The sequence below is a fragment of the Flavobacterium weaverense genome, assembly GCF_003688495.1.
Lineage (GTDB): Bacteria > Bacteroidota > Bacteroidia > Flavobacteriales > Flavobacteriaceae > Flavobacterium > Flavobacterium weaverense.
The window spans coordinates 435996-459321 of sequence record NZ_REFH01000010.1 but is presented as its reverse complement, the minus strand read 5'-3'; the positions used below and the strand labels follow the sequence as shown (position 1 = coordinate 459321).

Below are 23326 nucleotides of genomic sequence, written 5' to 3'. Positions count from 1 at the left end.
TTGAACAACTCAAACCGAAACTCCTTACTTTTTGTACTCCTAACCTTTGGAGTTATCTTGTTGTTCTTAATAAACATTAGTTTAGGATCAGTGTCCATTCCTTTAAAGGAAGTTTTTAATAGTCTTATTGGAGGAACTCCCACTAAAGAAACTTGGCATTATATCATTGTTAATTATCGCTTGCCTAAAGCTTTAGCAGCTATTCTTGTGGGAATGGGCTTATCTATAAGTGGTTTATTAATGCAAACTTTATTTAGAAATCCTCTCGCTGGACCGTACGTTTTAGGACTGAGTTCTGGCGCTAGTTTAGGAGTAGCAATAGTTATTTTAGGCGCTGCACTGATGCCTTCATTTTTAGCGACATTTTTATTGTCTTCTTATGGAATTGTTTTGGCATCTAGTCTAGGAAGTTTTGCAGTTTTACTGGCAGTTTTAACGGTTTCACATCGTTTGCGCGATACTATGGCGATATTAATTGTCGGGCTTATGTTTGGGAGTTTAACCAGTGCAATTGTAGGAACACTAACTTATTTCAGCACTGCAGAACAATTACAAAAATTCACTTTTTGGTCATTAGGAAATTTAGGAAATTTATCGTGGACTGCAATTGTGATTTTAACTTGTTGCGTTGTGAGCGGTTTACTATTAAGTATTTTAAGCATAAAACCTTTGAACGCTTTACTTCTTGGCGAAAACTACGCAAAAAGTTTAGGATTGAACTATAAAAAATCACGAATGATAATCATATTTGCAACTAGTATTTTGGCTGGAAGCATCACCGCTTTTGCAGGTCCTATTGCATTTGTAGGATTAGCAGTTCCTCACATTGCAAAACTAGTTTTCCAAACGAGTAACCACACAATATTATTTTGGAGTACGATCCTATTTGGTGCATTAATTATGCTTATTTGTGATAGTATTTCCCAACTTCCGGGAAGTGACATTACCTTGCCAATAAACGCTGTTACAAGTATTTTTGGCGCACCAATCGTAATTTGGCTCTTGATTAGAAAACAAAAAATGATCAATTAATGAAAAACGAAATCATTTTACAAGCTTCCAAAATATCCATTGGTTACACTTCCAAAAAACACAATACTGTAATCGCATCTGATATTGATTTATCTCTGAAAAAAGGAAAGTTGATCTCTTTAATAGGCGCCAACGGAATTGGGAAATCTACCCTATTACGAACGATTACGGGAATTCAAAAGACAATATCAGGAACCGTACTACTAAACCAAGTTAATATTCACGAACTAGATGCTCTAACATTAGCCAAAAATTTAAGTGTAGTGCTGACTGAAAAATTACCACCTAGCAATTTAACTGTTTTCGAATTGATCGCGTTAGGGCGACAACCGTACACGAACTGGATTGGAAAATTAACCGCAGAAGACATTACTAAGGTAAATGAGGCAATGGAGTTAACTCAAATTACTCATTTAGCTGATAAAAAGCATTTCGAAATAAGTGATGGTCAATTACAAAAGGTTTTGATTGCAAGAGCGCTAGCTCAAGATACACCTTTAATAATTTTGGACGAACCAACGACGCATCTTGATTTGTTACATAAAGTTTCGCTATTTAAATTGCTTAAAAAGTTAACAAAGGAAACAGATAAATGTATTCTTTTTTCGACACATGATATCGATATGGCAATACAATTGAGTGACGAGATGATCATTATGACACCAAAAACTGTAATTCAAGACGAACCTTGTAATTTTATTGCAAAAGGCAGTTTTAGTAGATTATTTAATGACGAACATATTGTTTTTGACCCAGAAAAAGGAAAGTTTATAATTGTTTAAACTACTTATCTAACATAATTTGCCTTTTGGCTTCACCAATAACGAAAGCTACGGAATTTGCAATATTAAAACTTCGTATTAAATTTGACATAGGAATCGTAAGATGATTCTCAAATTGCTCCAAAACCTCAGCACTCAATCCTTTGCTTTCTTTTCCAAAAACCAACCAATCACCATCTTGAAATTCTGTTTCTAAATAGGATTTTTCGGCATGCGAACTCATTAGAAAAACGCGTGATAAATCAGAAATTTGCGCTTTCCATTCCGCTACATTTTCATATTCAGTTACATCAAGATGCACCCAATAATCGAGTCCGGAACGCTTCAAGTTTTTATCATTAATCACAAAACCAAAAGGATGAACTAGATGCAACCGACTTTCAGTACCAACGCACAAACGACCGATATTTCCAGTATTGTTAGGTATTTCTGGTTCTATTAAAACAATATTTAACATTTAGATTTTTGATTTTTTATTAAAGTTCTGAGGTTGCTTGATTGATTGAAGATTTTTTATTTCATCTGAAATTACTATTGCTATTGAAAACTGTCAACTACAACAACTTCTCCAGCTTGTAAGTCATTAAGATGCACATTTCCTATTCGAACGCGTACTAAGCGCAAAGTAGGAAATCCAACAGCAGCAGTCATTTTGCGAACTTGACGAAATTTCCCTTCATTTACAGTAATTGAAGCCCAAGATGTTGGTCCGTGTCGTTCATCCCGTATCTTTTTACCTCTCGCTCCAAAAGCAGGAATTTCTGTAATTAATTTAGCGTGACAAGGCTTCGTAATGTACTTAGTTCCGTTAAATCCAATTTCAACTCCTTTTTGCAATTGTTCTATTGCGGCTTGAGTAATGATTCCGTCGACTTGAACGTAATACTCTTTATCTACTTTTTTACTCCTGATCGTTTCACTCATCATTCCATCTGTAGTAAGTAAAAGTAATCCCTCGGAGTCCTCGTCTAGACGCCCTATAGCCATGGTTCCTTTCGGAAAATCATACAATTCGCCTAGCAGTTTCTTTTTCCTTTTTAATTCGTAAATAAACTGACTTAAATAGCCGTAAGGCTTATGAATAATGAAATGACAATGCGACATGAAGCGATACGATTAGTAAATGCAAAGATAGTTTTGTTTTCACTAAATGTGAAATGGTAAGTAGCTGCATTTAGATCATTCTACATAAAAACATGTTAAATAATTCAAATTCACCGCTTAATATTCGTAATATTATACCTAAGTAAAATGATATTCATTAAAATTAATCATTATGGAAAGCAACGATTTAGGTTCAAAAAAGACAAATAATAAGCAGAATACAAATGAGGGATTTAGTGGCGAGAACATTCCTGAAGATTACAATTCTGCTACATCTAATATTACAGAAGAAGTAGAAATTGACGCTAATGGCAATAAAAAAATTGTGCAAAGAGCGCGTAATGTGGATGGAAGTGTTGCATCAATTCCTGACGAAGAGAGAAATTGGAACGAAAACGAAAGTTTAAGTCGGGCTGTATCTTCTGAAAAAGAAGAAATGCGAACTGTCGAAAATAAAGATTTAAATTCAGACATTACCGCTCATCGTTATCCTGCATCTCATCCAGACAATCACGAAGATCGAGGCAATATCAAATTAGACGAATAGTTTTTATATTTTTTTCAAAAAAAGCCAATAGAGATGAAAATCCTTATTGGCTTTTTTTTTGTGGAACATTTAATATTAAAATTTTAAAATAAAAGGAGAAACGGAATTAAAATTAGGGGATTAAAGCATATTTGGAGTAAGGTCAAGCAAATTTAGAATCAGCCCATTTTAATAGAAAACTCAACTCAACTACGGTTGATTGTAGACAGGTTAATTAATATAAATTTTACTTAATAATCTTGCCTTCCAATTATCGTTACAATTTCAATTTCGTCACCGTTAATATTATAATAGATTGTGTCGACGCCGCAAACGCAATAGCGCTCGACATCTTTATATCTTAATACTGCTGGAAATAAAAAGGGATTTAAAGCAATTTTGTTAAAACATTCAAATAACATACTGTAATACTTATTTGCCTGAAGTAAACCAAATCTTCCCAAACCAAATTCAAAAATCCTGGTAATATCCTCCTCTGCCTCAAACGAAAGGGTAAACTTATACATTCAAGCGACTTCTAATTTGTTCTAAAAGCTCTTCTTTAGTTTTAGTACTAAATCCGCTTTTTAAACCTCTATCAATTTTCATTTGAACGTATTCATGATACTCTTCACGCTCACGCGCTTGCTTAATTAAAAAATTCACAGCTTCACTTTTACTCGAAAACTCTTGTTCAGCAACTTGATTTTTTAACCATTCATCATTTTTCTCTGCTAATGTGATACTTTGTCTTGACATAATTAAAATATTAGTGGTGTAAATATACACCAATATAAATTCAATATTAAAAAATTTATTATAAACCTAAGCAGAATATTTCCTAATTAGAGTCTTTTATGCTGAAGAAATCAGCTCCAAAAAAAAACTATTAAATCAATCACCGGCACTAAACGCCTTTTAAATCTTACAATTCATATTATTCCTTACTTTTACTTTTCAAAACCTATTTTTCATGTCTACTATACTACCGTTTTTAGTCGTTTTTATCATTGCGCTACTCCTAGGCATTTTTCTTGGCAAACTAATATTCTCATCTCGATTCCTTTCGGAAAAAATTAGTTTGGAAGAAAAAATGATTGCTGCTAATGCGCAGATCAATCAATTAAAAGAACAAATTGATGCTGAAAAAGCCAATTTCGACAAGCAGTTACAAAACAGCAATTCTGAAAAAGAATCGATCCGAACGGAGAAAGACAGTCTAGCTATTCAGCTTTCTAAGAAAGAAGTTGATTTTGAAAATCTGTGGGAACGCAACAAAGAACAAAAAGAAGAAGTCGAAAAGCTGCAAGAGAAATTCACAAAGGAATTCGAAAATTTAGCCAATAAAATTCTGGAAGAAAAATCGAATAAATTTACAGAGCAAAACAAAGAGAATATGAAAAATATCTTGACTCCACTGCAAGATAAAATTCAGTTATTCGAGAAAAAAGTAGAAGACACACATAAAGAAAGTATTGATTATCATGCTGCATTGCGCCAACAAATTTTGGGTTTACGCGAAATGAATATTCAAATGAGCAAGGAAACCATAAACTTGACTAAAGCATTGAAAGGCGATAGCAAAATGCAAGGTAATTGGGGTGAATTAGTTCTCGAACGTGTGCTTGAAAAATCAGGATTAGAGAAAGGACGCGAATATGAAGTGCAGCAAGCTTTTACAACTGCAGAAGGAAATCGCGTGTTTCCTGACGTAGTCATTAATTTACCAGATGGTAAAAAAATGATTGTAGATTCGAAAGTTTCATTGACAGCTTATGAAAAATTCATCAACGAAGAAGATGATATCGTAAAGAATGGTTATTTGAAAGAACATGTATTATCTATTAAAAGACACGTCGAGCAATTAGGAAATAAAAACTACCACGAATTATACCAAATCGAGAGCCAAGATTTTGTACTTTTATTTATTCCCATTGAGCCTGCATTTGCGATGGCGCTGAATGAAGATACTAGTTTATACAATAAAGCATTCGAAAAAAATATTGTAATTGTGACTCCCGCAACTTTATTAGCCACTTTGAGAACTATAGATAGCATGTGGACGAATCAAAAACAGCAAGAAAATGCATTAGAAATTGCGCGACAAGCGGGAGCATTATATGATAAATTTGAGGGTTTTGTGAGTGATTTAATTCGGATAGGAAAAAAGATTGACGAAACAAAAACGGAGTATACGGGCGCAATGAATAAATTAGTCGATGGAAAAGGTAACTTAATAACTAGCGTTGAAAAATTAAAAAAAATGGGTGCTAAAGCTAAAAAAGCACTTCCTGAAAATATTATAAATCGAGCAGAAAAAGACGAAAATCATCTATTAAATTAATTATCCATGAAAAAATTTCTATTAATAATAGTTGCTATAAGTGCAGTGGTAGTCGGAGTCTATTTTGGCTTTTTGCACAATGCATCGTATAGCGAAGGCGTTCGTTCAGGCGAACTTATAAAAGTGAGTCATAAAGGAATTCTGTTTAAAACGTGGGAAGGCGAAATAAGTCAGGGAATTTCAGGAGCTCAAATATTTTCTTTTTCAGTTTTAGATAGTGAGAAAAACGTAATTACAGATTTAAAAAATATGGAGGGCCAATATGTCCAAGTAAGTTATAAGGAACGGTATAAAACTTTTCCTTGGTGGGGCGACACGCGCTACTTTATTACGTCTGTTAAAAAAGTCAATTCTCCATTTAAAATAAAATAAATGAATCCAATTTTTAAAACTGTTTCTTCGTCTGATATCAGTATTTCACAATTAATGCTTCCTAGCCATTCCAATTTTAGTGGTAAAATTCACGGAGGCTATATCTTATCCTTATTAGATCAGATCGCCTTTGCTTGTGCTTCAAAATTTTCAGGTAATTATTGTGTTACCGCTTCCGTAGATACAGTAAATTTCCTGAATCCTATTGAGGTCGGTGAATTGGTTACTATGAAAGCAAGTGTTAACTATGTTGGTAAAAGCTCCATGATTATTGGTATTCGAGTAGAAGCTGAAAACATTCAGACCGGCCAAATAAAACATTGCAATTCCTCTTACTTTACAATGGTTGCGAAAGATAAAGATGGAGTAAATATTCCTGTTCCAGGACTAATTTTATCTCAAAAGAAAGATGTGAGACGCTTTATAAATTGTATCAAGCAAATTGCATTAAAAAAAGAGCAAAATATTCACGAAGAGGAATTTGATTACAGCTCTGAGGAGTCGATCGAAAGTCTGAAGAATTATAACATCAAATTAGAGCTAAAATAAGTTTCATTAATAACTTCAGCTCATTCCCATAACAACGATCTATTCTACCTTATATAATAGGACAACAATCTTTATACATTCAGCGCTAGCAGCGGCCTTTCTTTTCGTTTTGAATACGGATTATTTTTTGTAACTTTAAGTAATTAACTCATAGACTAATATGAAAAAAATTACTTTTTTACTTTTAACATTACTTTCATTTACATTACATGCTCAAGAAAAAATGATGTCCAATAATGGCATCGTAAATTTTGAAGCATCCATTCCTTTATTCGAAGAAGTGAAAGCTACAAATAACAAAGCGAGGTGTGTACTAATTACAAAAACGGGCGAGTTTACTTGTTGGGTTACGGTTAAGGATTTTAAATTTGAAAGAAGCTTAATGGAGCAGCACTTCAACAGCAACTACATGGAAAGTGATCGTTACGCTAAAGCTATATTTTAAGGAATAATCGAAAAATTTAATTTAGCTACTATTACTTCTCAACCAAACTCTTATCAAATTAATGGTAAAATGACACTACATGGTCGTTCTAAAAAAATGTCTGTTAAAGGAACTTTAAGAAAAGTCGAAAAAGGTATCGAATTTACGTCAGAGTTCCCTTTAAATACGGATGATTTCAAAATTGAAATACCTTTATTAGTTCGAAGCAAAATTTCTAAAAATGTAAATACACAAATTATCTGTTTACTTAAATAAATCTAATCCTTTACACAATCTTTAAGCGCTTCTTCTAATTGTTTGTATTTAAAATTAAAACCAGTTTCTTCAATCTTTTCAGATGAAACTCTTCTTCCAGTTAAAACAATTTTTGACATTTCCCCTAAAGCCATTTTTAATACAAATTCAGGAACGTTCGGCAACCATATTGAATAACCAAAAACACGAGCCAAAGTTTTAGAAAAAACACTATTGTTTGTATTATCACATACAGCAGCATTATATGGTCCGGCCATATCTTCCTTAATTATAGCTTGGTAATACATGCCACATAAATCATCTATATGAATCCACGGCATATACTGTTTTCCAGAACCTAAAGCCGAACCTAATCTATATTTAAATAGTGGAATCAATTGCTTCAAGAATCCGTCGTTTCTACCCATTACTAAGCCTGTTCTTATTTTTACCGTGCGAATGTTTAAATTCTCAATGAAATCAATGGAGTCTTCCCACTTCTGACAGGCGTAACCCAAGAAGTCATTTGCTGGAGCATCACTTTCTTTACAAATCTCTTCTCCATTAACAGCGCCATAGTAACCAACAGCTGACGCAGAAATAAAAGCATCCAATTTCTTGTAATGTTTTTTAAGTACCATATATAGGAGTTGCGTTGATTTCTCCCTACTATCAATAATAGCCGCTTTCCTTTTTGCAGTCCAACGCTTCTCAGCGATATTCTCTCCTGCAAGATGAATAATATAATCTGCTTTCAAGACTGCATCCTCTTCTATAAACTGAGCCGCGACGTCCCATTTATAATAGAAAATATCTTTTTTATTCTGTTTTTCCGACCTGCTTAGAATTGAAACTGTGTAGCCTTTGCTAATCAATAAATCAGTCAAATGTCTACCTATAAATCCTGAACCACCACTAATTAAAACGTTCTTTTTCATAATACCGTAAAGCTACTCATTTTTAATACTATAAAATTATATTAAATTTTGTTTAACTTTATTAAAATATCGTTAAACATTTATTATCTTTATACTCTAATTTGAAATACACACAAAATGGCTACTAAAAAAACAGCAATAACAAAAGACAAAATCGTTTCAATGTACATGGATTATGTATTGGAGCATAGTGAAAAACCAAAATCTGTTTATCATTTCACGAAAATGAATGATTTTACTGAAACTGAATTTTATGCTTTTTTTGGAACATTAGAAAGTATTGAGAAGGAAATTTTCAAAATGTTTGTCGAAAAGACTACAGAACTTCTTGCTAAAAATGCAGATTATGAAACTTATGACATGAGAAGCAAGATGCTAAGTTTTTACTTTACATTCTTTGAAATCCTAACGGCAAACAGAAGTTATGTGATGTTAGTTTTAAAAGAGCAGAGTAATCAGTTGAAAAAATTAATGCAATTATCTGGTCTTAGAAACAGCTTTAAAAATTATTTGACTGAAATTATTTCAGATGATTTTAGAACACAACAAGAGAAACTTCAAAATTTTCAAGAGAAAGCATTTCAAGAAACTTCATGGATTCAACTGCTATTGACATTAAAGTTCTGGATGGAAGATTCATCACCTGCTTTTGAAAAAACAGACATCTACATTGAAAAATCAGTAAAAGCGACTTTCGAATTAATGAACATTGCTCCAATAGACAGCTTAATCGACTTTGGAAAATTTATTTTCAAAGAAAAAATATACAACAAATAATGAAAACGATAGACTACATACCAACTTCAAAAATTGAAAGAGCTACAAAACTAGTGCAAACTGGTGCAAAAGTAGGAGTAAATTATTTGAAATATTACGGTGAGAAAATGGTCAATTCAGATTTGACACGGGATAAACTCAACGAAGATAATGCTGAGGATATTTACGATGGTTTGAAAAGCCTAAAGGGAAGTGCATTGAAAGTTGCGCAAATGTTGAGTATGGACAAAAGTTTCTTACCGCAAGCGTATGTAGAGAAGTTTTCACTTTCTCAATTTTCAGTTCCACCATTATCTGCACCTTTAGTGTTGAAGACTTTCAAAAACAACTTTGGTAAAACACCTTATGAGATATTTGATGAATTCAATGCAACTTCAGTAAATGCAGCAAGCATTGGTCAAGTCCATGTTGCTATGAAAGATGGAAAAAAATTAGCGGTCAAAATTCAATATCCAGGCGTGGCAAATAGTATCTCATCTGATTTAGCAATGGTTAAACCAATAGCTATTAGAATGTTCAACTTACAAGGAAAAGATTCTGATAAGTACTTTAAAGAAGTAGAAGATAAATTAATTGAGGAAACTAATTATTTATTGGAACTAGAACAAAGTCAAGAAGTTGTCGAAGCTTGTAAAAAGATTGAAAATTTAGTTTTTCCAGAATATTATGCTAAATATTCTTCTGAAAAAATCATCACAATGGATTGGATGACAGGAATTCACTTATCTGAGTTCACTAAGAAAAACACAGATCAAGCGGTAGCTGATAAAGTTGGTCAAGCGCTATGGGATTTTTATATGTACCAAATTCATATTTTGAAAAAAGTACATGCTGATCCGCATCCTGGAAACTTTTTAGTAAACGATAAAAATGAATTAGTTGCACTGGATTTTGGTTGCATGAAAAAAATTCCAACCGACTTCTATATTCCTTACTTTGAATTAATAGATAAAAACGTAATTAATAATGCTGAAATCTTTAATGCAAAATTATTTGAATTAGAAATTTTACGCACGGATGATTCGAAAGAGGAAATAGCCTATTTCACTGAAATGTTTCACGATTTGCTTTCTCTATTTACTAAACCATTCCAAGATAAAACTTTTGATTTCTCTGACGAAACGTTTTTTGAAAGTATCGCTCAATTAGGCGAACGCTTTTCTAAGGACACGAATTTGAAAAAAATGAATGGAAACAGAGGTTCGAAACACTTCATATACATGAATAGAACGTTTTTTGGCTTGTATAACTTAATGTTTGATTTGAAAGCTAAAATAACAGTGAACGAATTCGAAAAGTATAAATAGTGAAAAAGGAAAATCTGCCTACTAAAATGTGTTTGGTTTGCAACCGACCTTTTACATGGCGGAAGAAATGGGAGAAAGTTTGGGAAGAAGTCAAATATTGTAGTGAAAAATGCAAAAGAAACAAAAAGGGTTAGTTTGGTTTAGAAACGATTTAAGAGTAAATGATAATGAATCATTGTCTAATGCAATTGCTGAAAACGATTCTGTTATTGCAGTATATTGTTTTGATCCCAGACATTATGAAGTGACAACTTTCGGATTTAAAAATACTGAAAAATTCAGAGCTAAGTTTTTAATTGAAACAATTACGGAACTTAAGGAGAATTTACAAAAACTGAATATTTCTCTTTTGGTTTACAATCAAAAACCAGAAGACCGCATTGCTGAGATTACAGCATCACACGAAATTACTTCAATATATCTTCAGGAAGAATGGACAACTGAAGAAATGGAAGTTTTAAAAAATGTAAAATCTAAAGTTTCTAGCGAGATTGAATTTAAATCGACTTACAATCAGTTTTTATTTCATCCAGTCGATGTTCCATTTGAATTGAATTTTATTCCAAATGTGTTTACACAATTTAGAACAAAGTGCGAAAAATATACAAAGGTTAGGGCTGAGTTTGTAGTAAATAGAGTGGCAGAAGAGAATCTGATAACAAATGAAACTGAGATCCCTTCATTGGAGGCATTAGGTTTTAGTGATTTTGCTACAGATTCTCGAACTGCTTTTCCGTATCATGGTGGCGAAAATCAGGCGTTAGAAAGAATTCAACACTATTTTTGGGAAACTAAAAAACTTGGTGTTTATAAATTAACGCGCAATGGTTTAATAGGTAAAGATTTTAGTTCAAAATTTTCTCCTTGGTTAGCTAATGGAAGTATTTCAGCTAAAACTATTTATTGGGAAATATTAAAATACGAACGAGAAATAGGCAAAAACGATTCGACTTATTGGTTAATTTTCGAATTAATTTGGAGAGATTATTTCAAATACGTTTCTCTTAAAAATGGCAAATCGATTTTTAAAATCGGAGGCATTTTAGATAAAAACTACGATTGGAAAACAAATCCATCGGCAATTAACGCTTGGATAAATGGAACAACAGCTGAGCCTTTTGTAAATGCTAACATGATAGAATTAAAGCAGACAGGATGGATGAGCAATCGTGGAAGACAAAATGTAGCGTCTTACTTTGCTAAAAATTTACTTTTAGATTGGCGTATTGGAGCTGCTTACTTTGAGTCAACGTTAATAGATTATGATGTCCACAGTAATTATGGCAATTGGATGTATGTATCTGGTGTGGGCAATGATCCAAGAGATCGAAAGTTCAATATTCCATTGCAAGCGGAACGATATGATGGAGAATCAAAATTTCAGAAGTTATGGTTGCAACAACAATTATTTTAGAAACACATGAGCACAAATAAAAAAATTATCAATGTAGTTTGGTTTAAAAGAGACCTTCGTTTGCAAGACAACGAGGCGATTTTTAATGCGTCAAAAACAGGTATTCCAACTTTATTGCTTTATGTTTTCGAAAAATCATTAGAGCATGATTCGCATTATAGTGCGAGACATTGGAATTTTATTAAGCAATCGATTATAGATATTAATACTCAATTGCAACCGCTTAACACACATGTTTTAGCCGTTTCATCTGAAGTAATTCAGGCGTTGAATATTATTGAGGAAACTTATAAAATTGATACAGTATTTTCTCATCAAGAAACCGGTTTAAAAATTACCTACGAAAGGGACAAAAGTTTTAAAAGATTTTGCAAAAACAACCAAATCAATTGGGTAGAAAATATCAATAATGGAATTTTCAGAGGTTTAAGTAATAGATCAAATTGGGTTACTAATTGGGAGAATTATATGAACGATCCTTTATTCGTTTTTAATCCAAACCCAAATGATTTCTTGAAAAATAGCGAAATTATAGAACTTGAAAATGTATTAGATAAGAAAAATTTAGAAACCATTCCGGATGCTATTTTCCAAAAAGGAGGATCAACCATGGCTGGGAAATATCTACAGACTTTTCTAGATGATCGGTATCACAGCTATAGCTACAATATTTCAAAACCTTTACTTGCTAGAAAAAGCTGCAGCAGATTATCGCCTTACATTGCTTGGGGAAATTTATCTTCGAGACAAGTTTTACAAAAGGCAGCGACATTCCGACTTACGTGTTCTGATAAAAAGCAAATTGACTCTTTTGTATCTCGATTGACGTGGCAAGCACATTTCATTCAGAAATTTGAAATGGAAGAAATCATGGAATTCGAAAGTGTTAATAAAGGTTTTCATTCTCTTAAGAAGAAACAAAATGAAAATTACATAGAAGCATGGAAAACAGGCCAAACAGGATTTCCCTTAATTGATGCATGTATGCGTTGTTTAAATGAAACCGGCTACCTGAATTTTAGAATGAGAGCTATGCTAGTTTCTTTTTTTACTCATAACTTGTGGCAACCGTGGCAAGATGCTACATCTCACCTATCGCAAATGTTTTTAGATTTTGAACCTGGCATTCACTTTCCGCAATTACAAATGCAAGCTGGCGAAACTGGAATCAATATGTTACGTATTTATAATCCAATAAAAAATAGTTACGATCACGATCCAGACGGAGAATTTATAAAAAAATGGGTTCCAGAATTAGACAATTTACCTAGAGCATTTGTACATGAACCTTACAAAATGACCTATTTAGATCAAAAGTTTAATGATTTCGAATTAGGAGTGAATTATCCAAAACCTATTGTAAATATGGAACGGACGAGAAAATTTGCAAGTGACTTTTTGTGGAAAATGAAGAAAAATCCAATGGTAAAAGAGGAAAGTCTGCGAATATTAAAATTACATACTATGTCTGACATTGGCGACAGCGAATAGTAAAAAATAGAAGTACAACAAATCATAAAACTTAAAATCGTGACGACAAAAAAAGAACTAAACGATATTGACAAAGATCGAATTATAGAAATGGCTTGGGAAGACCGAACCACTTTTGACGCAATTTTAATGCAGTTTGGCTTAAAAGAGCAAGAAGTAATCGACTTGATGCGAACTGAAATGAAAGCCTCTAGTTTTAGAATGTGGCGCGAAAGAGTTCAAGGCCGAAAAACAAAGCATGAAAAATTAAGGGATTTTCGAGAAGGTCGCTTTAAATGTAGTATGCAGAGGCAAATTAATAATAATAAAATTTCAAAGCGTTAACCTTCGCTAAAAGTAAAATAAGAATAATAACTGATTGGTATAAAATATGAAAAACATTGTAATCATAGGTGGTAGCAAAGGAATTGGTAATGCGATTTTGTTACAACAATTAGAAACGAACGCAGTCTACAACATTAGCCGCAATGCTCCTGAAATTGAACATGCTAATTTAAAGCACTTTTCATTAGATGTATTGCAAGATGCACTGCCGGAAATTGAAAGCATTGATACCTTAATCTACTGTCCAGGTTCTATCAACTTAAAACCAATAGGAAGTTTAAGTATTGAAGATTTCAGAACTGACTTTGAAATAAACGTTATTGGTGCAGTAAAAGCAATCCAAAAGTATTTACCAACACTAAAAAAAGGAACTGATCCATCAATAGTTTTATTTAGTACAGTTGCGGTAAAATTAGGAATGCCCTATCATGCTAGTATCGCTACTGCAAAAGCAGGAATTGAAGGTTTAGTAAAATCACTAGGTGCTGAGTTAGCTTCAGTTGTTCGTATCAATGCGATTGCTCCTACGATTACAGAAACCACACTTGCTGCTGGAATTTTAAGGAATGATCGAATGAAAGAAAATATGGTAGAACGTCATCCAATGAAAGGATACTTAAAACCAGAAGAAGTAGCAAGTATGGCTAACTTCTTAATATCTGAAAATGCGAAATCTATTTCAGGACAAATTTTTGAAATGGACTACGGAATCGTAACATTCAAAATCTAATAAAACCCCAATAGTAAAATATATAACCATAATAATAAGAGATGAAAAGCTACGAAAAAATAGAACAATACGATACAGAAGTTACTGCGGCACTAGCTGGTAATTATAAAACAATAATTGGTACATTAGGAGAAGACGTTGATAGAGAAGGTCTTGAAAAAACACCAGAAAGAGTTGCAAAAGCAATGCAATACCTAACGCATGGTTACGGATTAGATCCCTTAGAGATTTTGAAATCAGCAATGTTTACTGAAGATCATAGACAAATGATAGTTGTGAAAGATATCGAAGTATATTCTATGTGTGAGCACCACATGTTACCATTTTTTGGAAAAGCGCACGTAGCATATATTCCAAATGGAAAAATTGTAGGTTTAAGCAAAATCCCAAGAGTTGTTGATGCTTTCGCAAGAAGGATGCAAGTTCAAGAAAGATTGACGGACCAAATTAAAGATTGTATCCAAGAGGCGTTACAACCACTAGGAGTTGCAGTTGTAATTGAAGCTCAGCACATGTGCATGCAAATGCGCGGAATTCAAAAACAAAACTCTGTAACAACTACATCTTCTTTTACAGGAGCTTTTGAGAAAAATAAAACTAGAAAAGAATTTATTAGTTTAGTTTCGAATAAATTAAGCTAAATTTAGTCCTTAGAGTAAAGGATATATTTTAATCAATTACAGATTTAATTGATTGTTCAAGTATGGAATCTTTTATAGATTCCATACTTGTTTAAAAAAGTGGCAAATGTGATAAATGTAGAAATAAATCTGTTTATTAATCATGGCATTACAAATTAAATAAACAGGGAATTAATTTATAGCGAAATTTAATAATTCGCAATCATAATTTCCTTAGTGTCCAAAATCCAAACAAACTTGAACTATGAAAATTCTCTTAACAGGTGCAACAGGTTATATCGGTAAACGACTTTTACCATTATTGATAGAACAAGGACATGATATAGTATGTTGTGTAAGAGACAAAAACAGGTTCTACGCTCCTGCTGAATTGCAAGATAAAATAACAGTAGTAGAAGTTGATTTTCTCAACAAGGAAACGATTTCAAATATTCCAGAAGATATTGACGCCGCTTATTACTTAATACATTCAATGTCGGGTTCAGCAACTAATTTTGATGAACTAGAAAGTGATTCTGCTTTGAATTTTGTCGAAAGAGTAAATGAAACTACAGCTAAGCAAGTTATTTATTTAAGCGGAATTATAAATGATTCATCCCTTTCTAAGCATTTATCTTCCCGTAAAAAAGTGGAGGAAATATTGACCTCTGGAACGTTTGCGACCACTACTTTAAGAGCTGGAATTATTGTCGGCTCAGGAAGCGCGTCTTTTGATATTATTCGGGATCTTGTGAATAAACTACCTGTTATGGTCACTCCAAAATGGCTAAATACAAGATGCCAACCTATTGCTATACCTGACGTCCTTGAATTTTTATCAAAATCATTACTAAATCCTGCAACTTTCAACCAAAGTTTTGATATAGGCGGTCCCGATATTTTAACATACAAGGAAATGCTAATGGGTTTTGCGGAGGCAAAACATTTAAAGCGCTGGATCTTCACTGTTCCAGTAATGACTCCAAAATTATCTTCTTACTGGCTGTATTTTGTAACCTCAACATCATATCGCCTCGCATCTGCATTAGTGAGCAGCATGAAGGTGGAAGTCGTTTGTAATGACACCAGAATAAATGAATTACTCGATGTCACTCCAATGACTTATGAACAAGCACTAGCCCGTGCGCTAATAAAAGTTGATGAAGATAAGGTAGCGTCTAGTTGGAAAGACTCGTTAGTTAGTGGTCGTTTCAGCAAAAATATGTCTGCATATCTAAAAGTTCCAAAAAAAGACTGTTTTATTGATCGTCGTAAGATGGAAATCATCGACCGCGATTTTACAATTAATAGAATATGGTCAATTGGTGGAGATACGGGTTGGTATTATGGTGACTGGTTATGGAGTTTAAGGGGATTTATAGACAAATTGTATGGTGGTGTAGGATCTCGAAGAGGTAGAACAAATAGACACGACATTCATTCTGGTGACGCGTTGGACTTTTGGCGTGTTTTATATGCGAATAAGGAAGAAGGGAAACTGATTCTTTTTGCTGAAATGAAATTACCAGGGGAAGCTTGGCTGGAATTTAAAATAATTCACAACACGCTTTATCAAGCTGCTACTTTCCGACCTAGGGGAGTTTGGGGAAAATTGTATTGGTATTCTGTTTTACCGTTCCACGGATTTATTTTTAAGGGAATGCTGGCGAAGTTAATTAAGTAATTTTAAGTTTAACCACACGTTGATTGTATTTGCCGCAAAGTCACGAAGGCACAAATTTTATATTAAAAAATTTTCACACAGATTTCACAGATTAGCACAAATTGATGAAGTGTAAAAAATTTAATCTCATAGCCGGGCGATCGCGAACTGACGAATTAATTGAATTTAGCTTATAATATGTGGTCTCATTGAAGAATATTGCACGAAGTAGTACTTAATTAGTAGTCAATATAAAGTAAACATGAAACTTAACTTTCTTAATGATGTATAAAGTTCAATTGTTGAAACATTCCTAATTTTATAAATTTAAGCAGCTCATAAGTTCAAAAAAACACAAAAGAAGAATCTGCGTTAATCTTTTAAATCAGTGTAATCTGTGTTCAAAAAAACTTATTTTTCTTAAACCCTACTTCATAAACTTACTAATTGTGCAAAAAAACTTAAATGACTTACATGGCAAAAAAAAATTATTTTATAATTCCAGCCTTATAAGTAACAATTGCGCGGTCTCTCGCCATAGCATGTTCAACCATGGGTTTTCCGTATCCTAATTCGAATTCTTTAATCCATTTACGAACGTACACTCCCTTTTCGTCAAACTTCTTTTGTTGGATTTCGGGATTAAATACTCTAAAATATGGTGCAGCATCGCAACCCGTTCCTGCAGCCCATTGCCAATTCCCAACGTTAGCTGACATTTCGTAATCAAGTAATTTTTCAGCGAAGTAAGCTTCTCCCCACTGCCATTGAATTAGTAAATGCTTGCATAAAAAACTAGCCACAACCATACGAACTCTATTGTGCATGTATCCAGTTTCGTTTAATTGGCGCATTCCTGCATCAACCATTGGATATCCTGTTGTTCCGTTGCACCAACGTTTAAATTCCTCTTCATTATTACGCCACTGGATTCCGTCATAAGCAGCTTTAAAATTTTGAGTAACTACTTTTGGAAAACTAAAAAGGATTTGCATAAAAAATTCTCTCCAAATCAATTCACTCAAAAAAACATCGTTTTTATGAAATGCCCAATTCACCAATTTTCGGATGCTTACTGTTCCAAAACGTAAATGTGCTGATAAATAACTAGTCTTATCTAATGCTGGAAAATCGCGTATGTCTTGGTAATTAGAAACAAATTTTAAATTGTGATCTCTTACTTTTATTTTACTTTCTTTAAAACCGATATCTTCTAATGTAGGGAAATGGAATTTACGCTTAAAGCAGTTCTGCAGAAGGCTTAAACTGTCGTATTCAGCAACAGGGGCCATTGTTTTATACTTCTCTAACCATTTATTTTTAAAAGGGGTATAAACGGTGTATGGCAATCCATCAGCTTTTGTAATTTCTTTTTCTTCAAAAATTACTTGGTCTTTAAATGAACTAGAAAGAACACTATTTTTTTCTAATAGTTCGCTGATGAGTACGTCTCTTTTTATTGCGTAAGGTTCGTAATCTTTATTGAAGAAAACTTCTTTGATGTCGTACTCCTCTAAAAGTGCTTGCCAAACGTTTAGCGTTTTACCTTTTTTAATTAAAATAGAGCTTTGACTTTCTTTTAATTTCTCATTAATCTTTGAAAGATTTTCATGAATAAAACCAACTCTGGGATCAGTCTCAGGTAAACTTTCTACAATAGCATCGTCAAATATAAATAAAGGAATGACGGGATATTTAGATTGCAAAGAATGAAACAAACCTACGTTATCTTCTAAACGCAAATCACGTCTAAACCAAAAAAAAGAAACTTCTTGCTTGCTCATTATTTTCCATTAAACATTTCGTCCACCTTAGTTACGCGGTATTCGAAAATAGATTTTAATTTATTCTTAACCACTAATGTATTCATAATACGACCTATGAAACCAAGCGGTAAACCATAATGAACAACATCAGTCATTTTTGTACCTGTTGCAGTTGCTTCGAAGAAATGCTTGTGATGCCAAAAACTGTAAGGCCCAAACTTCTGCTCATCTATAAAATAACTATTTTCTTTAACGTTTGTAATCAGTGTCATCCAAGATAATGTGATACCAAAAAGTGGCGTTACTTTATATTGAATTATCTGTCCTGGATACATCGATTTATGATCGAAATCTGTGATTTGAAAACCCATTCCTTCAGGAGTTATCTTTTGTAGATTTTGCGGATTTGAGAAAAAAACCCAGCATTCCTCTACTGTTGCGTTTACGTGCTGAACGGTTTCTTGTTTGTAAATTTTCATGATTGATTTTTAAGAAAAATGTTGATGAAATCTGTGAGCCACGTGTGGGACCATGCCTAAAGCACGGCAGGTAACGTGGAGGTCTTTGTATAATTGGCTTTTGCTAGGTATAAAAAAGCGGGAACGGATAGCCCAACACCGCTATCACTTCCGATTTGTCGGAGAGTGAAAGCGGTGTAACGCCATGATAAAAATGATGCTATATTAGAAAAAGATTTTAATGTTTTATAACCACAAATTACACAAATTATCAAAAATTAATTACTTAATTCTACATCTGTTATTTGTAATAAAATATCTAGCTTAAAACCGTTTAAATTTTATAATACTTGAAAGGAACGAAAAGCATCCCGAAGCATTCTCCGTGCTCTTTGCCTAAGTGCTTGTGATGTACTTTGTGTGCTTTTCTAAGCCCAATTAAATATTTGTTGTTAGTGTGCTTGAACCATTTAAAACGCTGGTGAATTAATACATCATGTATCATAAAATAGCAAAAACCATAAAACATTATACCCAAGCCGATGAAGAATAAATAATTCAATCCTCCTTCTACACCAAAGTAAAAAAGTGCTATACTAGGAATCGCAAAGATTACAAAAAACACATCATTTCGTTCGAAAACGTTGGCATATTTTGGTTGGTGGTGATCTGCGTGGAAATACCACATTGATCCGTGCATTACGTACTTATGCGTTAACCAAGTAACACATTCCATTATTAAAAAAGTACCGAAAAAAATCAGAAAAAATATCATTTCTATTCTCTATTTAATTTAAAATTCCTTTAAAAAACTAACAGCTTATTGCACTAACTTTAATTTGTAAGACACAAAAGACCTTGCTAAAAGTCCCGCTTTAGTATAATTAGAAACCCTGATTCTTGCGCTTCCTATTTCTTCACAAGGTGTGTTTTCTAATTTTTTAAGCAGTTTTTTGTAATATACAAAAGCAGTGTAAACACCAAATTTTGCTTCGATAGGTAATTTTACAATCCCTTCATAAGCCACTCTAAAATCTTCATTAATCTCATTAATGATTGCTGTTTTCGCATTTTCATCAAATGAATTCAAATCAACACCAGGAAAATAATTACGATTTAAAACTAAATTATCATCCTTTAAATCACGTAGAAAATTCACTTTTTGGAATGCTGAACCTAAACGCATCGCTTCATCTTTAAGCTGATTATAACGTTCATTGTCACCAGCTACAAAAACTTTAAGACACATCAAACCGACAACGTCAGCCGACCCGTAAATATACGCATCATATTCTTCTTTGCTGTGGTAATCTGACTTTATCAAATCTAACTTCATACTACGTAAAAACGCCTGAATCAAATCGTCAGTGATGTTGTATTCCTTAACTGTTTGTTGGAAAGAATTCAATATTGGATTCAAACTAATTCCTCTATCAAAAGCTTTGTAATAGTCTTCTTCAAACTCGGTAATTAAATCTTCCTTTTCAAAACCATGAAAACTATCCACAATTTCATCCGCAAAACGAACAAATCCATAGATGCTATAGATGGCGTCTCTAATACTTGGCGACAACATATATACCGCCAAAGAAAAAGAAGTGCTATAGTTTTTAGTAACTAGCTTACTACACTTAAAAGATACATCGTCAAATAATTGCTTCATATTATTGCTCTGAAAATTGCTTATTAATTAATTCCGACACTAATTTTCCAGAAATTAATGCAGGTGGAACTCCTGGTCCTGGAACAGTTAATTGTCCCGTAAAATATAAATTCTTAACTTTTTTACTCTTTAACTTCGGTCTCAAAAATGCAGTTTGCAACAGCGTATTCGCCATTCCATAAGCATTCCCTTTGTATGAGTTGTATTCAGAAACAAAATCATTTTTGCAAAACGATTGTTTAAATATAATATTATTTCTGACACTTTGCTTTGTCAGCGACTCAAAACGATCCATTATCTTATCAAAATATTCTTCACGTAAGGCTTCAGTGTCATTTATCCCAGGCGCTAATGGCACTAGAAAAAATCCAGATTCCATTCCTTCAGGAGCAGCAGTTTTATCAGTTACCGATGGAAAGTTAGCATAAAACAAAGGTTCTGCAGGCCATTGCGGCTCATCATAAATATCTCTTGCATGCTGGTAAAAATCAACATCAAAGAATAAAGCATGATGTGATATATTTTCTATTTTTTTGTTGAAACCAACATAAAACAACAATGACGAAGGTGCAAACACGCGGCTGTCCCAGTATTTCTCTGAATAGGCTCTGTGTTCCTGATCCAATAAAGTCTCTGTATGTTGATAATCTGCACCACTTAACACTAAATCAGAATCAATTCTTTTTCCATTAACAACAATCGCTTTAGCCGTTTTATTCTCAACGATTATCTTTTCAATATTGGCATTCATAACAAACTGCACTCCCAATTCTCTTGCTAATGTTTCCATAGCACGAACTACGTCAAACATTCCTGTTTTTGGGTGCCAAGTACCTAAACCAAAATCAGCATAATTCATAAAACTATAAAATGAGGGTGTATCTGATGGCTTTGCGCCAAGAAATAAAACCGGAAATTCTAGAATTTGAATTAATCTTTTATTTTTAAACTTCTTTCTAACGTCCTTACTGATATTACTAAAAAACTGTCCTACTTTCATAGCAGTTTCAGGAGTAATCAATTCTAGAGGAGAAACACCCGGACGATACACTAATTCTTTTATAGCAATATCATAATTACTTTTGGCTTCAGCCATAAAGTTTTTCAATAACTTTCCACTACCATTTTCAATTGCTTCAAATGAAGTAATAATTTCTTCTAAATTATCAGCGATAGTAATAAAATCATCAATTCCATAATACACGCGGTACGCTGGTGACAGCTTTATTAACTCATAATAATCTGTAGTTTTCTTTCCAAAATCAGCAAAAAATCGTTCGAATACATCCGGCATCCAGTACCAGCTCGGCCCCATGTCAAATGTAAAACCTTCTCTTTTTAACTGTCTGGCACGACCACCAATACTTGAATTTTTTTCGTAAACGGTAACTTGATGTCCGCTTTTAGCCAAATAGCAAGATGCTGCCATTGCTGAAAATCCCGAACCTATAATTGTAATTGTATGTTTCATTTGTTTAGCAAATATACAAAAAGATTAAACAAAATACTAAATTTGATTTACTAAATCGCCAATAGAGGCAAAAATCGAAATATTCTCTGAAAGTCCATCTCTTTTTATAAATTCTACCATTCTACCAATATACCATAATTCTGTAGTATCATCAACTAATTCTTCTGACATTTTATTGATATATCCGTCAAGTAAATCACGTTCTGGTTGAACTGTAAGATAAGAAACATAAACAATTGAATCAAAATGCTTTTTTAAATGCTTTAAGTTATCGACTGGCATGCTTTCGCCTAAATAAATCGTCTTATAACCTTGTAACAAAATTTCATAATTTAGATACATCAAACCTAATTCGTGAATTTCGTTCATTGGTAAAGAAAGAACAAAAACCTTATCCGTTTTACTCGGTTTTAGTACTTGTAATTTCTCAGTATTAACTAATAATTTTTGTTTAATTAGGTAACTTATGAAATGCTCATGTGCTGGTGTAATCGTATCAGATTGCCATAACAGACCTAATTCGTTCATTAATGGAATAAAAACCTGATGAAAGATTTCTTTGAATGATTTTTCAGCGATAAGCCAGTTGTATGTATTGAAAAATAACTCCTGATCAAAATTCATCATCGACATTTTCAGCTCACTAATCGCATGACTTTTAGCTGTTTTATTCGAAATTATTTCGCGTACTAATGATGGTATTTTGTCCTGCGGGTAAGTAGCTATTTTTGATATTTTATATCCATAATCATGTAACAATGTGATATTTAAAAGCTTTTGTAGGCTGGCCAAATCATATAATCTAATGTTCGTATCGGTACGCATGGGTTGCAAAATATCATATCGCTTTTCCCAGATTCGTATCGTATGCGCTTTTATCCCCGAAAGGTTCTCCAGATCCTTAATGCTGAATACATTTTTTATATTGTTCATCGTTACTTCAAATTTATTAAACAAATGTAAAATAAATTTCATTACAAACCTCGCAATACACTCTAAACTTTGCAAAAAAGTTCGTTTTTAAACCAAAAAGGTTAAACAAAACCAAAAAAAAAAATTTCCTACTTTTTTATAGATAAATTAATCTGTTGCAAAAATAATAAGAGTAGATGCTAAAGTAAGATATCAAAAGCTTCAATAATAACCATTTCCAAATCTAAAATTATGATAATCAGAATAATCTGTTTCAAGAATCTTACTACTTTAAAATAGCTTTACATTCTAACTACAGTTAAATGATAAAGATGTATTTAAAAAATAAAAATATGGACTTAGCTTACCCTGATACTCTCAACTTCCACTAATTCTCAAATTAT

General features: G+C 32.9%; 28 protein-coding genes. 17 read left to right on the top strand and 11 right to left on the bottom strand.

The features are described from left to right. On the top strand, positions 1-1032 hold the full coding sequence (locus BC961_RS11870; RefSeq protein ID WP_121926061.1) for an iron ABC transporter permease: 1032 nt from the start codon (positions 1-3) through the stop codon (positions 1030-1032). Continuing rightward, positions 1032-1814 (top strand): ABC transporter ATP-binding protein, encoded by a 783-nt coding sequence (locus BC961_RS11865; protein ID WP_121926060.1) that lies wholly within the window; start codon positions 1032-1034, stop codon positions 1812-1814. Before BC961_RS11870 ends, BC961_RS11865 begins: the two co-directional genes overlap by 1 nt. A 1-nt stretch (position 1815) precedes the next feature. Here the strand turns inward: BC961_RS11865 and BC961_RS11860 are convergent, their stop codons facing one another. Both BC961_RS11860 and BC961_RS11855 read right to left on the bottom strand, forming a co-directional pair. Then, positions 1816-2271, bottom strand: a complete 456-nt coding sequence (locus BC961_RS11860; RefSeq protein ID WP_121926059.1) for a tRNA (cytidine(34)-2'-O)-methyltransferase — start codon at positions 2269-2271, stop codon at positions 1816-1818. 80 nt (positions 2272-2351) lie between these two features. Beyond that, positions 2352-2918 (bottom strand): pseudouridine synthase, encoded by a 567-nt coding sequence (locus BC961_RS11855; RefSeq protein WP_121926058.1) that lies wholly within the window; start codon positions 2916-2918, stop codon positions 2352-2354. A gap of 172 nt (positions 2919-3090) precedes the next feature. Here BC961_RS11855 and BC961_RS11850 point away from each other — a divergent pair, with 172 nt between their 5' ends. Further along, a complete protein-coding gene (locus tag BC961_RS11850; RefSeq protein WP_121926057.1) occupies positions 3091-3465 on the top strand; it encodes a hypothetical protein in 375 nt (124 codons plus the stop codon). A gap of 230 nt (positions 3466-3695) precedes the next feature. Here BC961_RS11850 and BC961_RS11845 read toward each other — a convergent pair whose 3' ends face one another. Together BC961_RS11845 and BC961_RS11840 are read right to left on the bottom strand one after the other, a co-directional pair. Then, positions 3696-3971 (bottom strand): type II toxin-antitoxin system RelE/ParE family toxin, encoded by a 276-nt coding sequence (locus tag BC961_RS11845; protein WP_121926056.1) that lies wholly within the window; start codon positions 3969-3971, stop codon positions 3696-3698. Further along, complete coding sequence (locus BC961_RS11840) at positions 3964-4203, bottom strand: ribbon-helix-helix domain-containing protein (protein ID WP_121926055.1); 240 nt, start codon at positions 4201-4203, stop codon at positions 3964-3966. The genes BC961_RS11845 and BC961_RS11840 overlap by 8 nt, the downstream gene beginning before the upstream one ends. A gap of 214 nt (positions 4204-4417) precedes the next feature. Between BC961_RS11840 and rmuC the strand changes: the two genes are divergently transcribed. The 5 genes from rmuC to BC961_RS14850 all read left to right on the top strand — a co-directional run bounded on the left by rmuC (position 4418) and on the right by BC961_RS14850 (position 7409). Then, positions 4418-5788, top strand: a complete 1371-nt coding sequence (gene rmuC, locus BC961_RS11835) for a DNA recombination protein RmuC (RefSeq protein WP_121926054.1) — start codon at positions 4418-4420, stop codon at positions 5786-5788. Between the two features lie 6 nt (positions 5789-5794). After that, positions 5795-6160, top strand: a complete 366-nt coding sequence (locus BC961_RS11830; RefSeq protein WP_121926053.1) for a 6-phosphogluconate dehydrogenase — start codon at positions 5795-5797, stop codon at positions 6158-6160. Beyond that, positions 6161-6709 carry an acyl-CoA thioesterase gene (locus tag BC961_RS11825; protein WP_121926052.1) on the top strand — a complete coding sequence of 183 codons (549 nt, stop codon included), beginning with the start codon at positions 6161-6163 and terminating at the stop codon, positions 6707-6709. A 160-nt stretch (positions 6710-6869) separates the two neighbouring features. Beyond that, entirely contained in the window at positions 6870-7154 is a 285-nt protein-coding gene (locus BC961_RS14855; protein ID WP_245980919.1) for a hypothetical protein, read from the top strand. A gap of 3 nt (positions 7155-7157) precedes the next feature. Then, the gene (locus tag BC961_RS14850) at positions 7158-7409 is read left to right on the top strand and encodes a YceI family protein (protein ID WP_317126973.1); all 252 of its coding nucleotides are present in this window, start codon (positions 7158-7160) and stop codon (positions 7407-7409) included. 2 nt (positions 7410-7411) lie between these two features. Here the strand turns inward: BC961_RS14850 and BC961_RS11815 are convergent, their stop codons facing one another. Continuing rightward, entirely contained in the window at positions 7412-8326 is a 915-nt protein-coding gene (locus BC961_RS11815) for a TIGR01777 family oxidoreductase (RefSeq protein WP_121926051.1), read from the bottom strand. 117 nt (positions 8327-8443) lie between these two features. Here BC961_RS11815 and BC961_RS11810 point away from each other — a divergent pair, with 117 nt between their 5' ends. From BC961_RS11810 to BC961_RS11770, 9 genes are all read left to right on the top strand, one after another. Next, positions 8444-9103: a TetR family transcriptional regulator C-terminal domain-containing protein gene (locus BC961_RS11810; RefSeq protein WP_121926050.1), complete on the top strand. Its 660-nt coding sequence runs from the start codon at positions 8444-8446 to the stop codon at positions 9101-9103. Beyond that, the gene (locus tag BC961_RS11805; RefSeq protein ID WP_121926049.1) at positions 9103-10410 is read left to right on the top strand and encodes an ABC1 kinase family protein; all 1308 of its coding nucleotides are present in this window, start codon (positions 9103-9105) and stop codon (positions 10408-10410) included. The genes BC961_RS11810 and BC961_RS11805 overlap by 1 nt, the downstream gene beginning before the upstream one ends. After that, positions 10410-10544: a DUF2256 domain-containing protein gene (locus BC961_RS11800; RefSeq protein WP_121926048.1), complete on the top strand. Its 135-nt coding sequence runs from the start codon at positions 10410-10412 to the stop codon at positions 10542-10544. The genes BC961_RS11805 and BC961_RS11800 overlap by 1 nt, the downstream gene beginning before the upstream one ends. After that, on the top strand, positions 10520-11824 hold the full coding sequence (locus tag BC961_RS11795) for a DASH family cryptochrome (RefSeq protein WP_121926047.1): 1305 nt from the start codon (positions 10520-10522) through the stop codon (positions 11822-11824). The genes BC961_RS11800 and BC961_RS11795 overlap by 25 nt, the downstream gene beginning before the upstream one ends. Before the next feature lie 6 nt (positions 11825-11830). Beyond that, positions 11831-13315, top strand: a complete 1485-nt coding sequence (locus BC961_RS11790) for a cryptochrome/deoxyribodipyrimidine photo-lyase family protein (protein WP_121926046.1) — start codon at positions 11831-11833, stop codon at positions 13313-13315. A gap of 39 nt (positions 13316-13354) precedes the next feature. Next, positions 13355-13639 (top strand): TIGR03643 family protein, encoded by a 285-nt coding sequence (locus BC961_RS11785; protein ID WP_121926045.1) that lies wholly within the window; start codon positions 13355-13357, stop codon positions 13637-13639. A 46-nt stretch (positions 13640-13685) separates the two neighbouring features. Then, on the top strand, positions 13686-14369 hold the full coding sequence (locus BC961_RS11780; protein ID WP_121926044.1) for an SDR family NAD(P)-dependent oxidoreductase: 684 nt from the start codon (positions 13686-13688) through the stop codon (positions 14367-14369). Positions 14370-14410: 41 nt separating this feature from the next. Beyond that, entirely contained in the window at positions 14411-15010 is a 600-nt protein-coding gene (gene folE, locus BC961_RS11775; RefSeq protein WP_121926043.1) for a GTP cyclohydrolase I FolE, read from the top strand. A 244-nt stretch (positions 15011-15254) separates the two neighbouring features. Then, the gene (locus BC961_RS11770; protein ID WP_121926042.1) at positions 15255-16673 is read left to right on the top strand and encodes an SDR family oxidoreductase; all 1419 of its coding nucleotides are present in this window, start codon (positions 15255-15257) and stop codon (positions 16671-16673) included. Between the two features lie 467 nt (positions 16674-17140). Here the strand turns inward: BC961_RS11770 and BC961_RS11765 are convergent, their stop codons facing one another. The 6 genes from BC961_RS11765 to BC961_RS11740 all read right to left on the bottom strand — a co-directional run bounded on the left by BC961_RS11765 (position 17141) and on the right by BC961_RS11740 (position 22943). Next, the gene (locus BC961_RS11765) at positions 17141-18436 is read right to left on the bottom strand and encodes a cryptochrome/photolyase family protein (RefSeq protein WP_121926041.1); all 1296 of its coding nucleotides are present in this window, start codon (positions 18434-18436) and stop codon (positions 17141-17143) included. After that, positions 18436-18897, bottom strand: a complete 462-nt coding sequence (locus BC961_RS11760) for an SRPBCC family protein (RefSeq protein WP_121926040.1) — start codon at positions 18895-18897, stop codon at positions 18436-18438. Before BC961_RS11760 ends, BC961_RS11765 begins: the two co-directional genes overlap by 1 nt. A 313-nt stretch (positions 18898-19210) precedes the next feature. After that, positions 19211-19651 carry a sterol desaturase family protein gene (locus BC961_RS11755; protein WP_121926039.1) on the bottom strand — a complete coding sequence of 147 codons (441 nt, stop codon included), beginning with the start codon at positions 19649-19651 and terminating at the stop codon, positions 19211-19213. 45 nt (positions 19652-19696) lie between these two features. Next, on the bottom strand, positions 19697-20539 hold the full coding sequence (locus BC961_RS11750; RefSeq protein ID WP_121926038.1) for a phytoene/squalene synthase family protein: 843 nt from the start codon (positions 20537-20539) through the stop codon (positions 19697-19699). Between the two features lies 1 nt (position 20540). Next, positions 20541-22010 carry a phytoene desaturase family protein gene (locus BC961_RS11745; protein ID WP_121926037.1) on the bottom strand — a complete coding sequence of 490 codons (1470 nt, stop codon included), beginning with the start codon at positions 22008-22010 and terminating at the stop codon, positions 20541-20543. Positions 22011-22046: 36 nt separating this feature from the next. Continuing rightward, positions 22047-22943, bottom strand: a complete 897-nt coding sequence (locus tag BC961_RS11740; RefSeq protein WP_121926138.1) for a MerR family transcriptional regulator — start codon at positions 22941-22943, stop codon at positions 22047-22049. Positions 22944-23326: the final 383 nt, after the last annotated feature.

Bases quoted from the DNA above. Each gene is read 5' to 3' on its own strand.
- BC961_RS11865 (WP_121926060.1), top strand. From the start codon at position 1,032: ATGAAAAACGAAATCATTTTACAAGCTTCCAAAATATCCATTGGTTAC.
- BC961_RS11860 (WP_121926059.1), bottom strand. From the start codon at position 2,271: ATGTTAAATATTGTTTTAATAGAACCAGAAATACCTAACAATACTGGA.
- BC961_RS11855 (WP_121926058.1), bottom strand. From the start codon at position 2,918: ATGTCGCATTGTCATTTCATTATTCATAAGCCTTACGGCTATTTAAGT.
- BC961_RS11850 (WP_121926057.1), top strand. From the start codon at position 3,091: ATGGAAAGCAACGATTTAGGTTCAAAAAAGACAAATAATAAGCAGAAT.
- BC961_RS11845 (WP_121926056.1), bottom strand. From the start codon at position 3,971: ATGTATAAGTTTACCCTTTCGTTTGAGGCAGAGGAGGATATTACCAGG.
- BC961_RS11840 (WP_121926055.1), bottom strand. From the start codon at position 4,203: ATGTCAAGACAAAGTATCACATTAGCAGAGAAAAATGATGAATGGTTA.
- rmuC (WP_121926054.1), top strand. From the start codon at position 4,418: ATGTCTACTATACTACCGTTTTTAGTCGTTTTTATCATTGCGCTACTC.
- BC961_RS11830 (WP_121926053.1), top strand. From the start codon at position 5,795: ATGAAAAAATTTCTATTAATAATAGTTGCTATAAGTGCAGTGGTAGTC.
- BC961_RS11825 (WP_121926052.1), top strand. From the start codon at position 6,161: ATGAATCCAATTTTTAAAACTGTTTCTTCGTCTGATATCAGTATTTCA.
- BC961_RS14855 (WP_245980919.1), top strand. From the start codon at position 6,870: ATGAAAAAAATTACTTTTTTACTTTTAACATTACTTTCATTTACATTA.
- BC961_RS11815 (WP_121926051.1), bottom strand. From the start codon at position 8,326: ATGAAAAAGAACGTTTTAATTAGTGGTGGTTCAGGATTTATAGGTAGA.
- BC961_RS11810 (WP_121926050.1), top strand. From the start codon at position 8,444: ATGGCTACTAAAAAAACAGCAATAACAAAAGACAAAATCGTTTCAATG.
- BC961_RS11805 (WP_121926049.1), top strand. From the start codon at position 9,103: ATGAAAACGATAGACTACATACCAACTTCAAAAATTGAAAGAGCTACA.
- BC961_RS11795 (WP_121926047.1), top strand. From the start codon at position 10,520: ATGCAAAAGAAACAAAAAGGGTTAGTTTGGTTTAGAAACGATTTAAGA.
- BC961_RS11790 (WP_121926046.1), top strand. From the start codon at position 11,831: ATGAGCACAAATAAAAAAATTATCAATGTAGTTTGGTTTAAAAGAGAC.
- BC961_RS11780 (WP_121926044.1), top strand. From the start codon at position 13,686: ATGAAAAACATTGTAATCATAGGTGGTAGCAAAGGAATTGGTAATGCG.
- folE (WP_121926043.1), top strand. From the start codon at position 14,411: ATGAAAAGCTACGAAAAAATAGAACAATACGATACAGAAGTTACTGCG.
- BC961_RS11770 (WP_121926042.1), top strand. From the start codon at position 15,255: ATGAAAATTCTCTTAACAGGTGCAACAGGTTATATCGGTAAACGACTT.
- BC961_RS11765 (WP_121926041.1), bottom strand. From the start codon at position 18,436: ATGAGCAAGCAAGAAGTTTCTTTTTTTTGGTTTAGACGTGATTTGCGT.
- BC961_RS11760 (WP_121926040.1), bottom strand. From the start codon at position 18,897: ATGAAAATTTACAAACAAGAAACCGTTCAGCACGTAAACGCAACAGTA.
- BC961_RS11755 (WP_121926039.1), bottom strand. From the start codon at position 19,651: ATGATATTTTTTCTGATTTTTTTCGGTACTTTTTTAATAATGGAATGT.
- BC961_RS11750 (WP_121926038.1), bottom strand. From the start codon at position 20,539: ATGAAGCAATTATTTGACGATGTATCTTTTAAGTGTAGTAAGCTAGTT.
- BC961_RS11745 (WP_121926037.1), bottom strand. From the start codon at position 22,010: ATGAAACATACAATTACAATTATAGGTTCGGGATTTTCAGCAATGGCA.
- BC961_RS11740 (WP_121926138.1), bottom strand. From the start codon at position 22,943: ATGAACAATATAAAAAATGTATTCAGCATTAAGGATCTGGAGAACCTT.